The sequence below is a fragment of the Streptomyces sp. Y7 genome, from assembly GCF_043195415.1.
In the GTDB taxonomy this organism is placed as follows: domain Bacteria; phylum Actinomycetota; class Actinomycetes; order Streptomycetales; family Streptomycetaceae; genus Streptomyces.
Map to the genome: position 1 here is coordinate 21,981 of NZ_JBIDDQ010000015.1, position 20,423 is coordinate 42,403.

The window sequence follows — 20,423 nt, forward strand, 5'->3', positions numbered from 1 at the left end:
CCATCACCTTGTGAGAAGCGGAAGAGGGCGGTTGCCGCCGTGTCGCCACAGTCCCCCAGTAACTCGAGCATCTCGACCGACACCGACCAAGCGGGCAAGAATCCCGCGGCCGCGTTCGGACCGAACGAGTGGCTCGTCGACGAGATCTATCAGCAGTACCTCCAGGACCCGAATTCGGTAGACCGAGCCTGGTGGGACTTCTTCGCCGACTACAAGCCCGGCGTCGGCGCCGCGGCTCCGGCGGGTACTGCGGCCGCGGGGGCCGCAGAAACCACCACGGCCCCCAAGCCCGCTCAGGCTGCCCCAGCCGCTCCGGCCGCCCCGTCGGTGCCCGCGCCGGCCCCCGCGGCCGCGCAGCCGGCGCCCGCCGCTGCGGCCCCGGCTCCGGCCGCCGCGAAGCCCGCCCCGGCCGCGAAGCCCGCTCAGCCGAAGAAGGCCGAGCCCGCCGCCGCCTCCGCCGAGGGCCCCGAGCTCGTCACCCTGCGCGGCCCGGCCGCCGCGGTCGCGAAGAACATGAACGCCTCGCTGGAGGTGCCCACGGCCACGTCCGTGCGCGCGGTCCCGGTGAAGCTGCTCTTCGACAACCGCATCGTCATCAACAACCACCTGAAGCGCGCCCGGGGCGGGAAGATCTCCTTCACGCACCTGATCGGCTACGCGATGGTGCAGGCCATCAAGGCCATGCCGTCGATGAACTACTCCTTCGCGGAGAAGGACGGCAAGCCGACCCTGGTCAAGCCGGAGCACATCAACTTCGGCCTCGCCATCGACCTGGTCAAGCCCAACGGCGACCGCCAGCTCGTGGTCGCGGGCATCAAGAAGGCCGAGACCCTGAACTTCTTCGAGTTCTGGCAGGCCTACGAGGACATCGTCCGCCGCGCCCGCGACGGCAAGCTGGGCATGGACGACTTCACCGGTGTGACGGTCTCCCTGACCAACCCCGGCGGCCTCGGCACCGTGCACTCCGTGCCGCGTCTGATGCCCGGCCAGTCGGTGATCATGGGCGTCGGCTCCATGGACTACCCGGCGGAGTTCCAGGGCACGTCCCAGGACACCCTGAACAAGCTCGGCATCTCGAAGGTCATGACGCTCACGTCGACCTACGACCACCGGGTCATCCAGGGCGCCGCCTCCGGCGAGTTCCTGCGGATCGTCGCGAACCTGCTGCTCGGCGAGAGCAACTTCTACGACGAGATCTTCGAGGCGCTGCGCATCCCCTACGAGCCGGTCCGCTGGCTCAAGGACATCGACGCCAGCCACGACGACGACGTCACCAAGGCCGCCCGGGTCTTCGAGCTGATCCACTCCTACCGGGTCCGCGGCCACGTCATGGCCGACACCGACCCGCTGGAGTACCGCCAGCGCAAGCACCCCGACCTCGACATCACCGAGCACGGCCTCACCCTGTGGGACCTGGAGCGCGAGTTCGCGGTCGGCGGCTTCTCCGGCAAGTCCCTGATGAAGCTGCGCGACATCCTCGGCGTGCTGCGCGACTCGTACTGCCGCACCACCGGCATCGAGTTCATGCACATCCAGGACCCCAAGCAGCGCAAGTGGATCCAGGACCGCATCGAGCGCCCGCACTCCAAGCCGGAGCGCGAGGAGCAGCTGCGCATCCTGCGCCGCCTGAACGCGGCGGAGGCCTTCGAGACCTTCCTGCAGACGAAGTACGTCGGCCAGAAGCGCTTCAGCCTGGAGGGCGGCGAGTCCGTCATCCCGCTGCTCGACGCGGTCCTGGACTCGGCCGCCGAGTCCCGCCTGGACGAGGTCGTCATCGGCATGGCCCACCGCGGCCGCCTGAACGTGCTGGCCAACATCGTCGGCAAGTCGTACGCCCAGATCTTCCGCGAGTTCGAGGGCAACCTCGACCCGAAGTCGATGCACGGCTCCGGCGACGTGAAGTACCACCTGGGCGCCCAGGGCACCTTCACCGGCCTGGACGGCGAGCAGATCACGGTCTCGCTGGCCGCCAACCCGTCCCACCTGGAGACCGTCGACCCGGTCATCGAGGGCATCGCCCGCGCCAAGCAGGACATCATCAACAAGGGCGGCACGGACTTCACCGTCCTGCCGGTCGCCCTGCACGGTGACGCGGCCTTCGCGGGCCAGGGCGTGGTGGCCGAGACCCTGAACATGTCGCAGCTGCGCGGCTACCGCACCGGCGGCACGGTCCACATCGTCATCAACAACCAGGTCGGCTTCACGGCGGCTCCCGAGTCGTCGCGTTCCTCGATGTACGCCACCGACGTGGCCCGCATGATCGAGGCGCCGATCTTCCACGTGAACGGCGACGACCCCGAGGCGGTCGTCCGCGTTGCCCGTCTGGCCTTCGAGTTCCGCCAGGCGTTCAACAAGGACGTCGTGATCGACCTCATCTGCTACCGCCGCCGCGGTCACAACGAGTCGGACAACCCGGCCTTCACCCAGCCGCTGATGTACGACCTGATCGACAAGAAGCGCTCGGTGCGCAAGCTCTACACCGAGTCCCTCATCGGTCGCGGCGACATCACCCTGGAAGAGGCCGAGCAGGCGCTGCAGGACTACCAGGGCCAGCTGGAGAAGGTCTTCACCGAGGTCCGCGAGGCCGTCACGGCCACGCCGGCCGCGGGACCGATCTCGGACCCGCAGGCGGAGTTCCCGGTCGCCGTGAACACCGCGATCTCCGCGGAGGTCGTGAAGCGGATCGCCGAGTCCCAGGTCAACATCCCCGACACCTTCCAGGTGCACCCGCGTCTGCTCCCGCAGCTCCAGCGCCGCGCGACGATGGTCGAGGACGGCACGATCGACTGGGGCATGGGCGAGACGCTGGCCGTCGGCTCCCTGCTCCTCGAGGGCACCCCGGTCCGCCTGTCGGGCCAGGACTCCCAGCGCGGCACGTTCGGCCAGCGCCACGCGGTCCTCATCAACCGCGAGACGGGCGAGGAGTACACCCCGCTCCAGTACCTCGCCGAGGAGCAGGCCCGCTACAACGTCTACAACTCCCTGCTCTCCGAGTACGCGGTCATGGGCTTCGAGTACGGCTACTCGCTGGCCCGTCCCGACGCGCTCGTGATGTGGGAGGCGCAGTTCGGCGACTTCGTCAACGGCGCGCAGACGGTGGTCGACGAGTACATCTCGGCGGCCGAGCAGAAGTGGGGCCAGACGTCCGGCGTCACCCTGCTCCTGCCGCACGGCTACGAGGGCCAGGGCCCGGACCACTCCTCGGCCCGTGTCGAGCGCTTCCTGCAGCTCTGCGCCCAGAACAACATGACGGTCGCGATGCCGACCCTGCCGTCGAACTACTTCCACCTCCTGCGGTGGCAGGTGCACAACCCGCACCACAAGCCGCTGGTGGTCTTCACCCCGAAGTCGATGCTGCGCCTGAAGGCCGCCGCGTCGAAGACGGAGGAGTTCACGTCGGGTCAGTTCCGTCCGGTCATCGGCGACTCCACGGTCGACGCGGCCGCGGTCCGCAAGGTCGTCTTCGTGGCGGGCAAGCTGTACTACGACCTCGAGGCCGAGCGTCAGAAGCGCGGCGTCACGGACACGGCGATCATCCGCATCGAGCGCCTGTACCCGCTGCCGGGTGCGGAGCTCCAGGCGGAGATCAAGAAGTACCCGAACGCCGAGAAGTACCTGTGGGCCCAGGAGGAGCCGGCGAACCAGGGTGCCTGGCCGTTCATCGCCCTCAACCTGATCGACCACCTGGACCTGGCGGTCGGCGCCGACGTCCCGCACGACGAGCGCCTGCGCCGCATCTCGCGCCCGCACGGCTCGTCCCCGGCCGTCGGTTCCGCCAAGCGGCACCAGGCCGAGCAGGAGCAGCTGGTGCGTGAGGTGTTCGAGGCGTAAGCCTCCGGATTCCCGGCACGGTCCGATCGGAAGGCCCGGTTCCCAGTCCTCGCGGCTGGGAACCGGGCCTTCCGGCGTGCGGGGCCGCCTCCCCGCCCCACGCGCGGGTGCCGGGCAGGACTTATCCTCGCTGCATGTACTTCACCGATCGAGGCATCGAAGAACTGGAGAAGCGGCGCGGCGAGGAGGGGATCACCTTCGAGTGGCTGGCCGAGCAGCTGCGCACCTTCGTCGACCTGAACCCGGACTTCGAGGTGCCGGTGGAGCGCCTGGCGACGTGGCTGGCACGGCTGGACGACGAGGACGACGACCTGTAGAGGCACCGCCTCCTGCCCGGGCGCCCCGCACTGGGGCGCCCTTTGTTGTACGCGGCGCCGGACGGGGCGCCCTGTTGGGTGCGCGGTGCCGGACGGGGCGCCCACTGTGCCGGACGGGGCGTCCTTCGTTCGGTGCGGTGTGGCCCGGAAGGGCTCCGCAGGACGGCAGTCGGGCGCTCCTCAGTCCAGCGGCCGTACCACGCTGTACGCCAGGCCCAGCGCGCCGTCGACCAGCAGCAGCGCGCCCGCCGCGGCCCAGCCGGCACTGCGCTGCCGTAGCGCCCAGAGCGTGAGGGGCAGGCCCGCGGCGACCTGCGCGAAGGCCAGAGGGCGGGAGCGGGGGCCGCCGGCCCACGGGAGCCAGGGCCCGAGGCGGCTGCCCTGCACGGCGTCGATTTCCGCGCGGACGGCGTCGCGCCAGCCGGAGAACTCGATCAGGCGGATGTGCGGCTGGTCGCGGGCGGCGGCCTGGAGCGCGGCGGTGCTCTCGCCGGGGACGAGACCGGCGGGCAGGGTGACGCCCGCGCGCGTGAGGACGGCGATCAGGCCACGCATGCGTGCCCGCGCGTCGGCCTCGGTGTCGGGGCGGGTCAGTGCGTCGAGGGACTGCACGTCCAGGACCGGATCGAGGCCGAGGCGGGCGGCGAAGGTGTGCATGGCCTCGTCCATGCCGGCCGGGGTGCCGTTGGTGAGCCAGACGTAGCCGACGGGACGGCGGAAGCCCGAGGCCAGGGTGTAGCCGGCCCGGTCGGCGTCCCACCACAGGGCGAGGACGGGCCAGGGCGCGCCGACGGCGAGGGCCGTGGCCCAGCCGGTGAGGACGCGGTCGACCGGCTCGTCGCCGTCCAGCCACGGCCCGCCCTCGGGGACGAGCACGCTCCACTCCCGGCCGGCCGGGGCGAGCAGCATGTCCTCGCGCAGCAGCCGCGCGACGGGGGCGACGGACTCGGGTCCGGCGCGGCAGATCAGTAGGGCGCCCGGGGTGGGGCGGGCCTGGCTGGCGGACCGGGGCTGTTCCGTCGACATGACAACACGCTAGGCCGCTTTGTCCACCTCGCGTGATTTGTGATCACCAGAACGAGTGCCTTGACTTTCGATGTCCGCGATATATCGTGTTTCTTGGAAGACGCGATATGGCGTGTGTTGTGGTTCGTCGTGTCCGTCTTGTCTTCGTGTTCAGATCCGGCCCGTGCGGCCGTGTCCGGTCGCCCAGGAGGTCCGCACCATGTCCGAGTGGTCCGTAGCAGAGCCCAGGAAGCTCACCTTCGACGAGCCGGTGAGCGAGCTCCACGTACGCGTCGTCAACGGAACGGTGAACGTCGTGGGGACGGACGAAGGTTCCGCCCGCCTGGAGGTCTCCGAGATCGAGGGCCCGCCCCTGGTGGTGACCCAGCAGGACGGCACCCTGACGGTGGCCTACGAGGACCTGCCCTGGAAGGGGTTCCTCAAGTGGCTCGACCGCAAGGGCTGGCGCCGCAGCGCGGTGGTCTCCCTGGCGGTGCCGGCCGACACCCGCGTCGAGGTGGGCGTGGTGGGCGCCGGGGCGGTGGTCTCCGGGCTCCGCGGCCCGTCGGTCGTCAAGGGCGTCACCGGTGACACCACGCTCGTCGGCCTGTCCGGCCCGGTCCGCGCCGACACCGTCTCGGGGAACCTGGAGGCGCAGGCCGTCACCGGCGACCTCCGCTTCAACTCCGTCTCCGGCGATCTCACGGTCGTCGAGGGCTCCGGTTCCGCCGTGAAGGCCGACTCGGTGAGCGGCTCCATGATCATCGACCTCGATCCCGGCGGCCCCACCGACGTCCGCCTCACCAGCGTCTCCGGCGAGATCGCGATCCGTCTGCCGGCTCCGGCGGACGCCGACGTCGAGGCCAACACCGCCAGCGGCACGATCTCCAACGCCTTCGAGGGTCTGCGGGTGCACGGCCAGTGGGGCGCCCACAAGATCACCGGCCGGCTGGGCGACGGCACCGGCAAGCTCCGGGCGACGACGGTCTCCGGCTCGATCGCCCTGCTGCGCCGCCCGCCGCGCGAGGAGGAGCCGTGGGAGGCGGAGGCATGGGAGGACCCCGGGACCGACGCGGACCCGGTGGCCGACCCGGTGAACGGCGCACAGCACAGCTCGGGGGAGAATTCCGTCTCCGGCGGGGACGACGAGGAAACCGGCGCCCCGGCCGACGGCACGACCGACAAGAAGGTGCTCTGACATGCCTCCCGTCTTCGCCCACGGCCGCCTCCGTCTCTATCTGCTGAAGCTCCTGGACGAGGCCCCGCGCCACGGCTACGAGGTGATCCGCCTCCTGGAGGAGCGCTTCCAGGGGCTGTACGCGCCGTCCGCCGGCACCGTCTACCCCCGTCTGGCCAAGCTGGAGGCCGAGGGCCTGGTCACCCACACCACCGAGGGCGGCCGCAAGGTGTACGCCATCACGGACGCGGGGCGTGCCGAGCTGGCCGACCGCAGCGGTGAGTTGGCCGACCTGGAGCTGGAGATCAGGGAGTCGGTCGCCGAACTGGCCGCCGAGATCCAGGCCGATGTGCGCGGCGCGGCCGGCGACCTGCGGCGCGAGATGCGGGCGGCGGCCTCCGAGGCACGCAAGGGGGGCGGCGCCAGGGCGGAGACGCCCTTCGGCGACTTCTCCGACTTCACCGACAAGGAGGCGTGGCGCGCCGCCAAGGAGGAGATGCGCCGGGCCAAGCAGGAGTGGAAGGAGCAGGCCCGCCGGGCCAAGGACGAGAGCCGGCGGGCCCGCGAGGAGGCCCAGCGCGCCCGGCGCCAGGCCAAGGAGGCACAGGACCACGCCCGGGCCCAGGCCCAGGAGGAGGTCCAGCGCATCGCCCGCCGGGTCCAGGAACACGTACAGGACCACTTCGCCCGCGGCGACTGGCCGACGGGCGTCCGGGAGGGCCTGACGGAACTGGCCAAGGAGTTCGGCGACTTCGGCAAGGACTACGGCAGGGAGTTCGGCAAGGAGTTCGGCTTCGGCCGGCAGAGCGGCGGGCAGGGCAAGGCCAAGTCGGCCCAGCAGCGGCCGGAGTACTCCGAGACGCCCGAGGACTTCCCCGCCGACTACGAGCCCGCCTGGGCCCATGAGCCTCCCGGCGACGACCCTGCCCGCGACCTCGACCGGCTGCTCGACCGCTTCCGCGACGACATCCGCGACGCGGCACGGGACCACGGCGTGACACCGGACCAACTCCGCGACGCCCGCCGCCACCTGTCGGCCACGGCGGCCCACATCGGAGCACTGCTGCGCACGCCCAAGCGGTGACGCCGTAGGGGACGACAGGGCGTGCCTGTGGGTGCGAGTAGGGCGTGCCGGTTGCGGTCGAGTACGGGTAGGGCGTGCCGGGTGCGGGTAGTGCGTGCGCCGGTTGCGGTCGGGTGCAGGTAGTGCGTGCCGGTTGCGGGCGGGTGCGGGTGCGTGGGGGCTGGCCGCGCAGTTCCCCGCGCCCCTTGAGCGGCACGCAGCGGAGGCTTCCTCAGCGGCGCAGGGGCACTTCGCGACCAGTGCCCCTGGAGGGGCGTGCACCGGGTGCTCCTCAGGGGTGCAGGGCATGCGCGACCTGTGCCCCTGGAGGGGCGTGCACCGGAGGCTCCTCAGGGGCGCGGGGAACTGCGCGACCAGCCCCCACTCACCGGCACCCGCCCGGAGACCGCACCACCCCACGCACCCTCACCCGCAGCCGCACCGGCGCACCGCACACCCGCGCACCCGCACACCCGCCGGAGACCACCCCTCCATCCCCCCGCCGTCCCCCCTGATTCACCCGGCCTTCGCCTCTCCCCCGCCATAAAGCACCCGCGTAACCGTCTCGTACGTCACCCCGTGATCGGCGAGCACCTCGGCGGGTACGCCGGGGCGGCTGGTGAGGGCCAGCAGGATGTGTTCGTCGCCGATGTGCCGGTCACGGCGGGACGTGGCCACCCGCAGCGCCCGTACCAGGACGTCCTTCGCGTCCCGGCCGAACGGCCGATGCCTGGACCGTGCCCCCTTGCCGCCGCCCTTGGCCCGGTCCCCGGACATCGCCCCGACCCCGTGCACTTCCTCCACCCGGGCGACGATCTCCCCGACATCGATCCCGAGCCCGGCGAGCGCGTCGGCCTCGGCCTGCGACAGGCCACCCCGCCGCCGCGCCTCGCCCAGCGCGTCCCGTACGGACTCCAGCCACCGCCCGCCCCCGAGCGCGGCGAGGGCGAACGAGGCCCGGCCGCCCTCCTTGTCGAGCAGGGCGAGCAGCATGTGCTCGGCGTCGACGGCCTGCGCCCCGCCCCGCTCGGCCTGCTCCACCGCGCCCGTCACCACGGCACGGGCATCCTTCGTGAACCGCTCGAACATCAACGCCTCCCGTACTTCTTGTGCACGGCCTGCCTGGTGACCCCGAGTTCCGCGGCGATCTCCTGCCAGGACCACCCCTGGTTGCGCGCGCTGCGCACCTGGACCGCCTCCAACTGCTCCAGCAGCCGACGCAGTGCCGCGACGGCCCGCAGCCCGATCCGCGGATCGCGGTCTCCCGCCCGCTCGGCGAGATCTGTTGCTTCGGTCATGATGTCAATGTAGGTTGACAAGCCGGTCAACGTCAACCCTGGTTGACAAAAGGAAAAGCGGGCCCGGGGCAGAGCCCCGGACCCGCCGCAAGCGCCTCGGCGCGCGCCGTCAGTTGGTGAGTACGACCTTCCCGAACAGCTCGCCCGACTCCATCCGCTCGAAGCCCTCCCGGGCCCGGTCCATGGGCAGCTCCTCGTCAATGACCGGCCGCACACCGGTGGCCGCGCAGAAGGACAGCAGGTCCTCCAGCTCGTCCTTGGTCCCCATGGTGGACCCGACGACCTTCAGCTCCAGGAAGAAGATCCGCGTCAGCTCGGCGTGCGAGGGCCGGTCACCGCTGGTGGCACCGGAGATCACCAGAGTGCCGCCCGGCTTCAGCGACTTGACGGAGTGCGACCAGGTGGCGGCACCGACCGTCTCGATCACGGCGTCGACCCGCTGCGGCAGCCGGGCCCCCGACTCCACGGCCTCCACGGCACCCAGCTCCAGGGCCCGCTTGCGCTTGGCCTCGTCACGGCTGGTGGCGAACACCCGCAGCCCCGCGGCCTTGCCCAGCACGATGGCGGCCGTGGCCACCCCGCCGCCGGCGCCCTGCACCAGCACGGAGTCCCCGGGCCGTACGCCCGCGTTGGTGAACAGCATCCGGTACGCCGTCAGCCACGCGGTCGGCAGACAGGCGGCCTCCGCGAAGGACAGCTCCTTGGGCTTGGGCAGGATGTTCCAGGTCGGCACGGCGACCTGCTCGGCGAACGTGCCCTGGTAGCGCTCGGTGAGGATGGAACGGGGCTCCCTCGGGCCGACGCCGTGACCGCTCTGGCCGATCACGGAGTGCAGGACGACCTCGTTGCCGTCCTCGTCGACACCGGCGGCGTCGCAGCCGAGGATCATCGGCAGCCGGTCCTCCGGGAGGCCGACGCCCCGGAGCGACCAGAGGTCATGGTGGTTGAGGGAAGCGGCCTTGACGTTGACGGTGCTCCAGCCGGGCCGGGCCTCGGGAGCGGGACGCTCCCCCAACTCGAGGCCGCTCAGCGGCTGGTCGCGGTCGATTCGGGCAGCGTAGACGGCGAACATGGCGTCGACGATAGGTGGCGTTTGCAGCCGACGGAACGGCAGGGGGCTGTGACACACACCCTCTTGCCAAGGAATGCCCACCCGAACGGGTGATTCGGGGACCAGCAGAATCGGCCCCCCCCGAGTGGGCGGGGCCGATCAGGTCCTGTCGGTCGAGGCACCGGTCAGCGCCGGGCGACACCCTCGGCCCGAGCCGCCGCCGCGACGGCCGCGGTGACGGCCGGAGCGACTCGCTCGTCGAACGGCGACGGGATCACGTAGTCCGCCGCGAGGTCGTCCCCGACGACACCCGCCAGCGCCTCCGCGGCCGCGATCTTCATGCCCTCGGTGATCCGGGACGCCCGCACCTGCAGCGCGCCGGCGAAGATGCCCGGGAACGCCAGCACGTTGTTGATCTGGTTCGGGAAGTCGGACCGCCCGGTCGCCACGACGGCCGCGTACTTGTGCGCGACGTCGGGGTGGACCTCGGGGTTCGGGTTGGCCATGGCGAAGACGAAGGCGCCCTTCGCCATCGAGGCGACGGCCTCCTCGGCGACCGTGCCGCCGGAGACGCCGATGAAGACGTCCGCACCCTCCAGGGCCGCCTCGAGCGACCCGGTGATGCCGGCCTTGTTGGTGAAGGAGGCCACCTCGCGCTTGACCGGGGTGAGGTCCTCACGGTCGGACGAGACGACGCCCTTGCGGTCCGCGACGGCCACGTCGCCGATGCCGGCCTCGACCAGCATCTTGGCGATCGCGACGCCGGCCGCGCCGGCGCCCGAGATGACGGCGCGCAGGTCGCCGATGGCCCGCCCGCTCAGTCGCGCGGCGTTGCGCAGCGCGGCCAGCGTCACGACGGCCGTGCCGTGCTGGTCGTCGTGGAAGACCGGGATGTCGACCCGCTCCTGGAGCTTGCGCTCGATCTCGAAGCACCTGGGTGCCGAGATGTCCTCCAGGTTGACGCCGCCGAAGGACGGGGCGAGGCGCGCCACCGTCTCGACGATCTCGTCGACGTCCGTGCAGTCGAGCGCGATCGGGACTGCGTCCACGCCGCCGAACTGCTTGAAGAGGATCGCCTTGCCCTCCATCACGGGGAGGGAGGCTTCCGGACCGATGTCGCCGAGTCCGAGCACCGCGGTGCCGTCGGTGACCACGGCCACGACGGACGACTTCCACGTGTAGTCATGGACGAGTTCGGGCTGCTCGGCGATGGCGGTGCACACCCGCGCGACGCCGGGCGTGTACGCCAGGGACAGGTCGTCCTTGTCGCGGACCGGCACGGTGGCCTGCACAGCCATCTTGCCGCCGCGGTGCAGCGCGAACGCCGGATCGAAGGAATCGAGGGGCTCGACCCCGCCGTCCTGATCGGTATTGCTCCCGCTGCGAGGATTGACAATCTCCGCTGCCACTTTGTCTGACCCCTTAAGTGTTCATGGTTTGAGGGTGGGACCACTCCTGGTGAGAAGTGGGCGGGACCGCGTAAGGCCCTGCTCGTTGATACGTACGACGTACGACGTACGGACCAGTACGCGACGGGCGCGCCGCACACGCGCCCTGAGCCCCGGATGAGGGGTGTAAAGAACCTTCTTACCGGACGGACCGCACTGACGACGAGTCCAATACGTGCAAGATCACATGACGGCAAGGGAAACACCCGTACCGACGGACACGAATCAGACACGACCCGGCGGTGACACCGGTGTCATTCGTGGCCAAATAAGCGGACAATCGAGATCAGAAACCGCGAAGGGTGCCTGTCAGCCGCAAAACCTACGCACGACCGTTCCGCATCCCGAGACGCACCGAAGATCTTCCGGCCGGAAGGACAGATTCCCGCAGAAGGTGTTGTCAGGATGTAACGAACTGCGGTGGTTCGGGGGTAACCCGTTATCCGATTTTGACATGCCGAGCGCCCTGAATGCCTTAGTCCGAATGGCAAGATGCCGTAATCACACGAGGTCGCGGCACTCGAAGGTGTGTGCTCTCGTCGACCTAGGAAACCAAGGCCCTGCCGCTCCCAAGGCAGGTGCCGGCCCCATCGGCAACTCCACCCATCCGCCGGAGGAACCCACCATGACCGCAAGCACCACCCGTCGCACCACCGCAGCACGCTCCCGGCTCGCAGCGGTCGGCTCGATCGCGGTCGCAGGCGCCCTGATTCTCACCGGCTGCGGTGACCAGACCAACGACAGCGGCTCGGAGAGCACCGGCTCCAAGAGCGCGGCACCGCTCGCCGACAAGCTGCCCCAGGCGATCCGCGACAAGGGCGTCATCAAGGTCGGCTCGGACATCGCCTACGCGCCCGTCGAGTTCAAGGACGACTCCGGCAAGACGGTCGGCATCGACCCCGACCTCGCCGCCGCCATGGGCAAGCAGCTCGGCGTGACGTTCGAGTTCGAGAACGGCACCTTCGACAGCCTCATCACCGGTCTGCGCTCCAAGCGCTACGACATCGCCATGTCCGCGATGACCGACACCAAGGACCGCCAGGAGGGCATCGACTCCGACACCGGCAAGAAGGTCGGTGAGGGCGTCGACTTCGTCGACTACTTCACCGCCGGTGTGTCGATCTACACCCAGAAGGGCAAGAACACCGACATCAAGACCTGGTCGGACCTGTGCGGCAAGAAGATCGTCGTGCAGCGCGGCACGGTCTCCGAGGACCTGGCCAAGGCCGAGGCCAAGAAGTGCACCGGTGGCAAGACGATCACCATCGAGGCCTTCGACAACGACCAGCAGGCCCAGACCCGCCTGCGCGCGGGCGGTGCGGCCGCCGGTTCCTCCGACTTCCCCGTCGCCGCGTACGCCGTGAAGACCTCCGGTGGCGGCAACGACTTCCAGCTCGTCGGCGAGCAGGTCGAGGCCGCGCCGTACGGCATCGCGGTCGGCAAGAGCAACACCCAGCTGCGTGACGCCCTCAAGGCCGCGCTGGACGCGATCATCGCGAACGGCGAGTACGAGAAGGTCATCAAGAAGTGGGGCGTCGAGGACGGCTCCGTCACGGAAGCCACCATCAACGGCGGCAAGTGACCGCACCGAACAGCGGGCACTGAAAGGCAACACCTGTGACTGACATCGACAAGAAGGACGGGCCGGCGGATACCCCGCCGGCCGGTCCGGAGGCGATCAAGGCCATTCCGGTCCGGCACTACGGGCGGTATGTCTCCGCCGTCGTGGCGCTCGCCCTGCTGGGCGCCGTCGTGTACGCGTTCTCCCAGGGCAAGATCAACTGGGGCGCGATCCCGGATTACTTCTTCGACGACCGCGTCCTGGACGGCGTCGGCAGGACGCTCCTGCTGACCGTCCTCTCCATGGCGATCGGCATCATCGGCGGCATCCTGCTCGCCGTGATGCGCCTGTCGAAGAACCCGGTGACCTCGTCGATCGCGTGGTTCTACATCTGGTTCTTCCGCGGCACCCCGGTCCTGGTCCAGCTCATCGTCTGGTTCAACCTGGGCCTGGTCTTCGAGTACATCAACCTCGGCCCGTTCTACAAGAACGAGTGGTCGGACTTCATGACCCCGTTCCTGACCGCGCTGCTGGGCCTCGGCCTCAACGAGGCCGCGTACATGGCGGAGATCTGCCGTGCCGGTCTGCTCGCGGTCGACGAGGGCCAGACCGAGGCGTCCCACGCCCTGGGCATGAGCCACGTGAAGACGCTGCGCCGGATCGTGATCCCGCAGGCGATGCGCGTGATCGTGCCGCCCACGGGCAACGAGGTCATCAACATGCTGAAGACGACCTCGCTGGTCTCGGTCGTCCAGTACCCCGAGCTGTTCCGCGCGGCCCAGGACATCGGCCAGACCTCCGGCGCCCCCGCCGAGATGCTGTTCCTGGCGGCGGCCTGGTACCTGCTGCTGACCTCGATCTTCAGCGTCGGCCAGTACTACCTGGAGCGTTACTACGCCCGTGGGTCCAGCCGCTCGCTGCCGGCGACCCCGTTCCAGAAGATCAGGGCGAACGTGCTCTCCCTGTCCAACCGCTCGAAGCCGAAGGGAGGCACCGCATGACCGCCATGGTCAAGGCCGAGGGCGTCCACAAGTCCTTCGGCCCCGTAGAGGTCCTCAAGGGCATCGACCTGGAGGTGAAGCAGGGCGAGGTGTTCTGCCTCATCGGTCCCTCCGGCTCCGGCAAGTCCACGTTCCTGAGGTGCATCAACCACCTGGAGAAGATCAACGCCGGTCGGCTGTACGTCGACGGTGAGCTGGTCGGCTACCGCCAGAAGGGCGACAAGCTGTACGAGCTCAAGGACAGCGAGGTCGCGAAGAAGCGCCGGGACATCGGCATGGTGTTCCAGCGGTTCAACCTGTTCCCGCACATGACGGCGCTGGAGAACGTCATCGAGGCGCCGATCCAGGTCAAGGGCGTGAGCAAGGGCAAGGCCAAGGACCGCGCCAAGGAGCTCCTCGACCGCGTCGGTCTCGCCGACAAGGCGGGGAACTACCCCTCGCAGCTCTCCGGCGGCCAGCAGCAGCGCGTGGCCATCGCCCGTGCGCTGGCGATGGACCCGAAGCTGATGCTCTTCGACGAGCCGACCTCGGCTCTCGACCCGGAGCTGGTCGGCGACGTCCTCGACGTCATGCGCGACCTCGCCCAGTCCGGCATGACGATGGTCGTCGTCACCCACGAGATGGGCTTCGCCCGCGAGGTCGGCGACAGCCTGGTCTTCATGGACGGCGGCGTGGTCGTCGAGTCCGGCGACCCGCGCGAGGTGCTGACCAACCCGCAGCACGAGCGGACCCAGGCGTTCCTGTCCAAGGTGCTCTGACCGTACGACGGTGAAGGGGCGGTACGAGATCCTCGTACCGCCCCTTCGGCCTGTGCCCGGCCTACGGCAGCAGCCGCGGCGACACGACCAGCGCACGCAGCTGGTCCGCCGTCAGCGGCGGGGAGTCGAGCCGCGGGCCCACTGCCCACCTGGCGTCGAACCCGTCGGCGGCCTTGATCATGACCGCGTAGCCCTTGGTGAACAGCCGTACGGAACGCCAGGGCACGTCCCCGCGGCTCCCCCGCGCCGGCTCGGTGGACTCGCGTGCGTCGCCGTTCGGCAGGGTCTCGGGGACGCAGGTCGCCGACGCCCCCGGGACGTCCGGCGAGCACACCGGCCAGTCCTCCCGCCGGCTCGACAGGACCTGGATGGTGAGATACCCGACGCCGCCGTCCCTGTGGACGGCGTAGAGCCCGTCGTACGGTCCCTCGCCCACGACGTTCCCGATCTCGCGGACCTCGCCGGTCCCGGGCGGCAGCAGTCTCGCCAGGCGCTCGGCGGCGGAGGTGGGGGCGGTGAGCGCGGCCCCCGGCCGTTGCGGACCCTGCCACGGCAGCACCCCGGTGCCGACCAGGCTCACCAGGGCCACGGCCGCCGCGGTCCCGGTCACCGCCCCGCGCCGGCGCCACCGCACCCGCGCGGCCCGCGCGAACACCGCGTCAGCGCCGGGTCCCGACGGCATCTGGACGCCCTGGAGGGCCCGCCCCAGCAGTTCCGTCGCCCGCGGCACCTCGCGCTCGTCGATCCGGCTCATACGTGTTCCTCCCGCACCGCGGCCCGCAGTGCCGCGAGCCCTCTCGCCGTGTGGCTCTTGACCGTGCTCTCGCGCATGCCGAGCAGTTCGGCGGTGTCGGAGACGCTGAGGTCCTCCCAGTAGCGCAGCACGAGCACCGCCCGCTGCTTGGGCGCGAGCTGCGCGAGGGCGGCCCGGACCATGACACCGGTGTCGCTGTCCACGGCCCGCTCCGGCACGTCGGGGAGCTCGCCGTAGACCTGCTCGCGCCGCCAGAAACGGCGGCGGGCGGCGATGAAGGTGTTCACCAGCGTCTTGCGCGCGTAGGCGTCGAGGTTGTCCAGGCGCGCGTGCCGGCGTGCGCCCAGGACCACCTTGACCAGCGTGGTCTGGACGAGGTCCTCCGCCTCGTCCGGGTTGCCGCACAGCAGATAGGCGCTGCGGAACAAGGCCGTCCGTCTGCCCTCGACGAAGGCATGCAGTGACGCTTCCGCGCCCCCCGTCATCCCGCCCCCTCTCCCGCCCCTCCGAAAGGGACCGTCTCACTCCTTCCAGTGCGGTGGGGGACCTTTCCGGACGCGGAGGAGGCGGTACGAATTTCTCGTACCGCCTCCACGGGGCCGTGCCGCTTCCGCCGTGCCGTCCGCGTCGACCGCTACTTCAGCGCGAGGACCAGCGCGTCCGACGGCGAGCACCACACCGCCCGGGCCTCCCCGAAGCCCTTCTCCCGCAGCACGCGCGCGTGCCATGCGGCGGACGGCGTGTCGCCGTCGGCGTGCTCGCCGTAGATCTCGAAGCGGCGGGCCGTGGGCTCGGCCAGCAGCGGGTCCCGGGCGGCCAGCTGCCACCACTCGGCCCAGTCCAGGACACCCCGCGCCTTGGCCTGATCCATGCGGGCGTGGCGCTGGGCGCGCTCGGCGGCGTTGATCCGGGGCGTCGCGTCGTCGATCATGTGGTCCGCGTTCATGAAGACACCGCCGTCGCGGACCAGCTCCGCGACCTGACCGTAGAGGGCCGCGAGGGGTTCACGGTGCAGCCAGTGCAGGGCCGTGGCGGTCAGGACGGCGTCGTAGGAGTCGTACGGCAGTTTCGCCGTCCAGTGCGGGTCCTTGAGGTCGGCGGTGACGAACGAGACCCGCTCGTCCCCCGCGAAGGTGCCCTCGGCGATGGCGAGGAGCGCGGGGTCGAGGTCGACACCGGTACTGGTGGCCTCGGGGAACCGCGCGAGCAGCCGGGCCGTGATACTTCCCGTGCCGCACGCGAGGTCGAGCACGCGCGGGGCGGGTCCGGCGAGGGCCTCGACCATGTCGAGCATGATCCGGAAGCGTTCCTCGCGGTCGGGCATGTACCACTCCTGCTGCCGGTCCCAGCTCTCCTGCCAGGCGGACCAGTCGGCGGCCTGGGTGGTGGTGTCCGTGTCCGTCATCGAGCCCCTCCGTCGCGCACATGACGTAATACCCTGGAAGCACGATCAGCTCTTACCCGACCGCACCCCGACGATAGAACGCCTCCGTAAGGACTACAAGTGGAACTGGCCTATTACTCGGACTACGCCGTACGACTCGTCAACAGCGAGGACCCGGCCCGGGGCAAGGACTCGCTGACCTCGGTCGAGGCCGTCCGCGACCTGTTCGGCGTCAGCCAGGAGGCGGCCCGCCGGGCCACCGACGCGGACGTCACCCGCTTCCGCTCGGTCCGCGCCCGTCTGAGGGCGGTCTTCGAGGCGGCGGACCAGGGCGACGAGGCCCTGGCGGTGAACCTGCTGAACTCACTGCTGCTGGAGTTCCCGGTGAGTCCGCAGATCTCCGGCCACGACTTCCGGGACGACGACGGCCGGCCGCTGTGGCACATGCACCTGGCGGACCACCCGTCGAACGCGACCGCGGGCTACGCCGCCATCGCCGCGATGGGCCTGGCCTTCCATCTGACGGAGTACGGCGTGGACCGCCTGGGCCTGTGCGAGGCGGCGCCGTGCCGCAACGCCTACCTGGACACGTCCACCAACCGCTCCCGGCGGTACTGCTCGGACCGCTGTGCGACCCGCGCCAACGTGGCCGCCTACCGCGCCCGCAAACGCCTGGAGGCGGACCGGTCGGCGAACAGCGGCCGTACGGCCGACAGCGCCCAGCGGGCCAGCGCGAACGGAGAGCGCTGACCGGGCTTGCGCGGCCGGTAGCGCAGGCGGACCTTGCCCAGGATCAGCTCGTCGGGCACCACGCCGTAGTCGGTGCTGTCGCCCCCGGCGTACGCGTTGTCCCCCAGGACCCACCAGCCGCCGTCACGGCGCTCCGCCGCGCGCTTGACGACGAGCAGGTCCTGCTGGAAGGGGTGTCGCAGCACGATGACGTCCCCCGGCCGGATCCGCCCCCGGTGCCACACCACGAGCAGGTCACCGTGATACAGCGTGGGCACCATCGACGGCCCGGTCACCTCGGCCCACCCGAAGGGCCGGTCCGCCCGCCCGCGCTCGGTCTCCTGCGACAACTCCGGCATCCCCGGCACCTCCCCGGTAGGGTCCTCCACCAGTCTCAGTCTCACCCCGGACTTTTGTCCTAAGCCCATGGGGGCACTCGCGAAAACCCGTCTTGCAGGGAGTAATGTCCCACCTGAGAAGACGATCACGAGGAAGGAATGCTCCATGCTTTCCCGCCTGTTTGCCCCCAAGGTCAAGGTCAGCGCGCACTGCGACCTGCCCTGCGGCGTGTACGACCCGGCCCAGGCCCGCATCGAGGCGGAGTCGGTGAAGGCCGTGCAGGAGAAGATGGCCGCCAACGACGACCCGCACTTCCAGGCGCGTGCCACCGTCATCAAGGAGCAGCGCGCCGAGCTCGCCAAGCACCACGTCTCGGTGCTCTGGAGCGACTACTTCAAGCCCCCGCACTTCGAGAAGTACCCGGAGCTGCACCAGCTCGTCAACGACGCCCTGAAGGCCCTCTCCGCCGCCAAGGGGTCCACCGACCCGGCGACCGGCCAGAAGGCGCTGGACTACATCGCCCAGATCGACAAGATCTTCTGGGAGACCAAGAAGGCCTGACCCAGGGCTTTCTGGCTTCCCCAAGGGGCCCGACCGGTTCTCCGGTCGGGCCCCTGCCATGTGACCGAAGCCGACGATCACCGCCGAAGCGGACGAATACGGCGGCCCGACATGCTCGGGGTTCCGTGAGTCGGCGGTGATTGTCTTCACGCGGTGATCGCTGGCCCGCGATCACCGCGGTCCCGTAGGTTCTGGCATGTCCACCCCGTCGGCCGTCCTGTGGCCCGGGTGGCGTACGGGGGAAAGCTGAGCAGCACTCGAATCCCGTCCCGGCCCGCGCGGCCGTGGCGGTTCTCGTCGTGCGCTGCGAGCGCGGGCGAGTGGGATCACCTCATCCGGCGGCCGGCCCCCGTCGGACGGAATGTCGATCCCCTGGGAGAACGCCCGCTTGAACTCGGCCCCGATACGCGCGAAATCCCGTTTGCTCAGAGGCGTTCCGCTCCGGCTGGTCCCGTTCCTGTGGACCCTCGCCCTCGGCCTGTGGGGCCTGTCCCGGCAGCACAGCGTGTGGCGTGACGAGGCCGCCACCTGGCAGGTCGCGCGGCGGCCCGCCGGGGACATCTGGCAGATGCTCGCGCAGGTCGACGCGGTGCACGGCCTCTACTACCTGCTGATGCACGCCGTCTTCGCGTGCTTCGGGCCGGGCACCACCGCGCTGCGGCTGCCGTCCGTCCTGGCCATGGCGGTCGCCGCGGTCTGCGTGGCCGAGGTCGCCCGTCGGCTGGCCGGGATCCGGGCGGGCCTCGCGGCCGGGCTGGCGCTCGGACTGCTGCCCGCCGTGCAGTTCCATCTCCAGGAAGGACGCCCGTACGCGCTCGTCGCGGCGGGCGCGGGCATCTCGACCCTGTTGCTGGTGACGGTCCTTCAGGGGCGCGGCCGAGCCGTGCACTGGCTCGCGTACGCGGGCACGATCGCGGTGTGCGGGCTGCTGAACTGGCTGTCGCTGCTGATCCTGCCCGCGCACCTGGCGACGCTGGTGTGGACGCGGGCCCGGCGGCGGACATGGACGCGCTGGGCGGTGGCCTCGGCAACGGCCGTCACCGCCGTGCTGCCGTTGATCCTGTTCAGCCGCCGCCAGTCCGAACAGGTCTCCTGGATCCCTCCGTCGACCTGGCACATGCTGATCGGCCCGGCGGTCCTGCTGGCGCTCGGCGGTCTCGGGGTCCTGCTGGACCGGCCGCACACCGGGCGGCTGTCGGTCGCGGCCGTCGGGCTGCCGCTGCTGGCGGTGCCCCAACTCGGCCTCCTCGGGCTCTCCCTGATCCGGCCGCTGTTCCTGGACCGCTACATCCTGTTCAGCATGCTGGGCCTGGCCCTGCTGATCGGCACGGCGCTGGGCACGGCGACCCGGGCGGCCGGGCCCCGCCATCCGCGCGCGTCGGCGTGGCTCGTCCCGGTGCTGGTCGGCGTCGCGTTCGTGGCGCTGCTGCCGCAGTCGCTGGCCAAGCGCTCCCCGGACAGCCGGGTGGACGACGTGCTGGCCGTGGCGTCGGACGTACGGCGGCTGAAGGAGGCCGGCGACGCGGTGGTCTTCGTCCCGGCGGCGCGGCGCGACACCGCCCTGGTCTCCCCCGGTGCCTTCGCCGGGCTGTGGGACGTCGCGCTGGTGCGCGGCCCCGTGGCGTCGGGGACGTTGAAGGGTGAGGAGGCCGATCCGGCGCGCATACGGGCCGCGATGCTGACTCAGCGGCGGATCTTGCTGGTCACCGACGCGCCGGGGGTGGCGCGGGCGGTGACGGCGAAGCGCGACAAGGTGAAGACGGCCGTGCTGAGGAAGCACTTCAGGGTCGTCGCGGACCTGGAGGTCCGGGGGCGGCGGGTGACGGTGTACGAGCGGACCGGGACGGCGAAGGAGCCCTGCCGTCGCCGGGCCTCCCCCGCCGCACGGCACGTTCAGTGGAACTGCGGCACGATCAGGTAGATCCCGTACGCCACCACCGCGGCGCAGGCCACGAAGCACAGCCCGGCCTGGGCGAGGCCCACGGCGGACGTGCCGCCGCCCTCCTCGCGTGTCCCCTCGTGGCGGGCCAGGCCCAGCACGCCGAGGGCGAAGACGGCGACCACCGCCACGGTGACGGCGAGGCTCACCGCGGCGACCTGGCCGAGTGCGGTCCAGTCGAGGTTCATTGCTGTGAACTGCCCTTCT

Annotated in this window: 20 protein-coding genes; 10 read left to right on the forward strand and 10 right to left on the reverse strand. The window is 70.7% G+C overall.

The features are described from left to right. The first annotated feature begins 39 nt into the window (after nt 1-39). Entirely contained in the window at nt 40-3,831 is a 3,792-nt protein-coding gene (locus tag ACGFW6_RS29465; protein ID WP_393516300.1) for a multifunctional oxoglutarate decarboxylase/oxoglutarate dehydrogenase thiamine pyrophosphate-binding subunit/dihydrolipoyllysine-residue succinyltransferase subunit, read from the forward strand. A 134-nt stretch (nt 3,832-3,965) separates the two neighbouring features. Next, a complete protein-coding gene (locus tag ACGFW6_RS29470) occupies nt 3,966-4,148 on the forward strand; it encodes a DUF6104 family protein (protein WP_393516303.1) in 183 nt (60 codons plus the stop codon). Between the two features lie 180 nt (nt 4,149-4,328). On the opposite strand, the gene ACGFW6_RS29475 is transcribed toward ACGFW6_RS29470, so the two are convergent. Then, nucleotides 4,329-5,174 (reverse strand): hypothetical protein, encoded by an 846-nt coding sequence (locus ACGFW6_RS29475; RefSeq protein WP_393516306.1) that lies wholly within the window; start codon nt 5,172-5,174, stop codon nt 4,329-4,331. 199 nt (nt 5,175-5,373) lie between these two features. Between ACGFW6_RS29475 and ACGFW6_RS29480 the strand changes: the two genes are divergently transcribed. Together ACGFW6_RS29480 and ACGFW6_RS29485 are read left to right on the forward strand one after the other, a co-directional pair. Next, a complete protein-coding gene (locus ACGFW6_RS29480; RefSeq protein ID WP_393516309.1) occupies nt 5,374-6,351 on the forward strand; it encodes a DUF4097 domain-containing protein in 978 nt (325 codons plus the stop codon). 1 nt (nt 6,352) lies between these two features. Then, nucleotides 6,353-7,414 (forward strand): helix-turn-helix transcriptional regulator, encoded by a 1,062-nt coding sequence (locus ACGFW6_RS29485; protein WP_393516312.1) that lies wholly within the window; start codon nt 6,353-6,355, stop codon nt 7,412-7,414. Nucleotides 7,415-7,909: 495 nt separating this feature from the next. Here ACGFW6_RS29485 and ACGFW6_RS29490 read toward each other — a convergent pair whose 3' ends face one another. From ACGFW6_RS29490 to ACGFW6_RS29505, 4 genes are all read right to left on the reverse strand, one after another. Further along, nucleotides 7,910-8,482 carry a Clp protease N-terminal domain-containing protein gene (locus tag ACGFW6_RS29490; protein WP_393516315.1) on the reverse strand — a complete coding sequence of 191 codons (573 nt, stop codon included), beginning with the start codon at nt 8,480-8,482 and terminating at the stop codon, nt 7,910-7,912. Beyond that, nucleotides 8,482-8,691, reverse strand: a complete 210-nt coding sequence (locus tag ACGFW6_RS29495) for a helix-turn-helix domain-containing protein (RefSeq protein ID WP_393516318.1) — start codon at nt 8,689-8,691, stop codon at nt 8,482-8,484. Before ACGFW6_RS29495 ends, ACGFW6_RS29490 begins: the two co-directional genes overlap by 1 nt. A gap of 109 nt (nt 8,692-8,800) precedes the next feature. Next, nucleotides 8,801-9,763, reverse strand: a complete 963-nt coding sequence (locus tag ACGFW6_RS29500; protein ID WP_393516321.1) for a zinc-binding dehydrogenase — start codon at nt 9,761-9,763, stop codon at nt 8,801-8,803. A gap of 164 nt (nt 9,764-9,927) precedes the next feature. After that, nucleotides 9,928-11,151: an NADP-dependent malic enzyme gene (locus ACGFW6_RS29505; protein ID WP_393516324.1), complete on the reverse strand. Its 1,224-nt coding sequence runs from the start codon at nt 11,149-11,151 to the stop codon at nt 9,928-9,930. A gap of 664 nt (nt 11,152-11,815) precedes the next feature. Here ACGFW6_RS29505 and ACGFW6_RS29510 point away from each other — a divergent pair. Genes ACGFW6_RS29510 through ACGFW6_RS29520 form a run of 3 tightly spaced genes read left to right on the forward strand, consistent with a single transcriptional unit; the run spans nt 11,816 to nt 14,510 of the window. Next, the gene (locus ACGFW6_RS29510; RefSeq protein WP_393516327.1) at nt 11,816-12,772 is read left to right on the forward strand and encodes an ABC transporter substrate-binding protein; all 957 of its coding nucleotides are present in this window, start codon (nt 11,816-11,818) and stop codon (nt 12,770-12,772) included. Between the two features lie 35 nt (nt 12,773-12,807). After that, nucleotides 12,808-13,752 carry an amino acid ABC transporter permease gene (locus ACGFW6_RS29515; protein ID WP_393516329.1) on the forward strand — a complete coding sequence of 315 codons (945 nt, stop codon included), beginning with the start codon at nt 12,808-12,810 and terminating at the stop codon, nt 13,750-13,752. Next, a complete protein-coding gene (locus tag ACGFW6_RS29520) occupies nt 13,749-14,510 on the forward strand; it encodes an amino acid ABC transporter ATP-binding protein (protein WP_393516332.1) in 762 nt (253 codons plus the stop codon). The genes ACGFW6_RS29515 and ACGFW6_RS29520 overlap by 4 nt, the downstream gene beginning before the upstream one ends. 61 nt (nt 14,511-14,571) lie before the next feature. On the opposite strand, the gene ACGFW6_RS29525 is transcribed toward ACGFW6_RS29520, so the two are convergent. The 3 genes from ACGFW6_RS29525 to ACGFW6_RS29535 form a co-directional block, all read right to left on the reverse strand. Continuing rightward, nucleotides 14,572-15,264: a hypothetical protein gene (locus ACGFW6_RS29525; protein WP_393516335.1), complete on the reverse strand. Its 693-nt coding sequence runs from the start codon at nt 15,262-15,264 to the stop codon at nt 14,572-14,574. Next, nucleotides 15,261-15,749, reverse strand: coding sequence for a SigE family RNA polymerase sigma factor (locus tag ACGFW6_RS29530; RefSeq protein ID WP_393516338.1), 489 nt, complete (start codon nt 15,747-15,749; stop codon nt 15,261-15,263). Before ACGFW6_RS29530 ends, ACGFW6_RS29525 begins: the two co-directional genes overlap by 4 nt. 149 nt (nt 15,750-15,898) lie before the next feature. Further along, nucleotides 15,899-16,669 carry a class I SAM-dependent methyltransferase gene (locus ACGFW6_RS29535; RefSeq protein ID WP_393516341.1) on the reverse strand — a complete coding sequence of 257 codons (771 nt, stop codon included), beginning with the start codon at nt 16,667-16,669 and terminating at the stop codon, nt 15,899-15,901. 99 nt (nt 16,670-16,768) lie between these two features. Here ACGFW6_RS29535 and ACGFW6_RS29540 point away from each other — a divergent pair, with 99 nt between their 5' ends. Continuing rightward, nucleotides 16,769-17,398, forward strand: a complete 630-nt coding sequence (locus tag ACGFW6_RS29540; protein WP_393516344.1) for a CGNR zinc finger domain-containing protein — start codon at nt 16,769-16,771, stop codon at nt 17,396-17,398. On the opposite strand, the gene sodX is transcribed toward ACGFW6_RS29540, so the two are convergent. Further along, nucleotides 17,302-17,736, reverse strand: coding sequence for a nickel-type superoxide dismutase maturation protease (gene sodX, locus ACGFW6_RS29545; RefSeq protein ID WP_393516690.1), 435 nt, complete (start codon nt 17,734-17,736; stop codon nt 17,302-17,304). The two genes, ACGFW6_RS29540 and sodX, sit on opposite strands and share 97 nt — an antisense overlap. Nucleotides 17,737-17,881: 145 nt before the next feature. Between sodX and sodN the strand changes: the two genes are divergently transcribed. Next, nucleotides 17,882-18,277, forward strand: a complete 396-nt coding sequence (gene sodN / locus ACGFW6_RS29550) for a superoxide dismutase, Ni (protein ID WP_007491258.1) — start codon at nt 17,882-17,884, stop codon at nt 18,275-18,277. 361 nt (nt 18,278-18,638) lie between these two features. After that, nucleotides 18,639-20,198: a glycosyltransferase family 39 protein gene (locus ACGFW6_RS29555; protein WP_393516347.1), complete on the forward strand. Its 1,560-nt coding sequence runs from the start codon at nt 18,639-18,641 to the stop codon at nt 20,196-20,198. Here ACGFW6_RS29555 and ACGFW6_RS29560 read toward each other — a convergent pair. Further along, nucleotides 20,171-20,404, reverse strand: a complete 234-nt coding sequence (locus ACGFW6_RS29560; protein ID WP_393516350.1) for a hypothetical protein — start codon at nt 20,402-20,404, stop codon at nt 20,171-20,173. The genes ACGFW6_RS29555 and ACGFW6_RS29560 overlap by 28 nt on opposite strands. Nucleotides 20,405-20,423 lie beyond the last annotated feature (19 nt).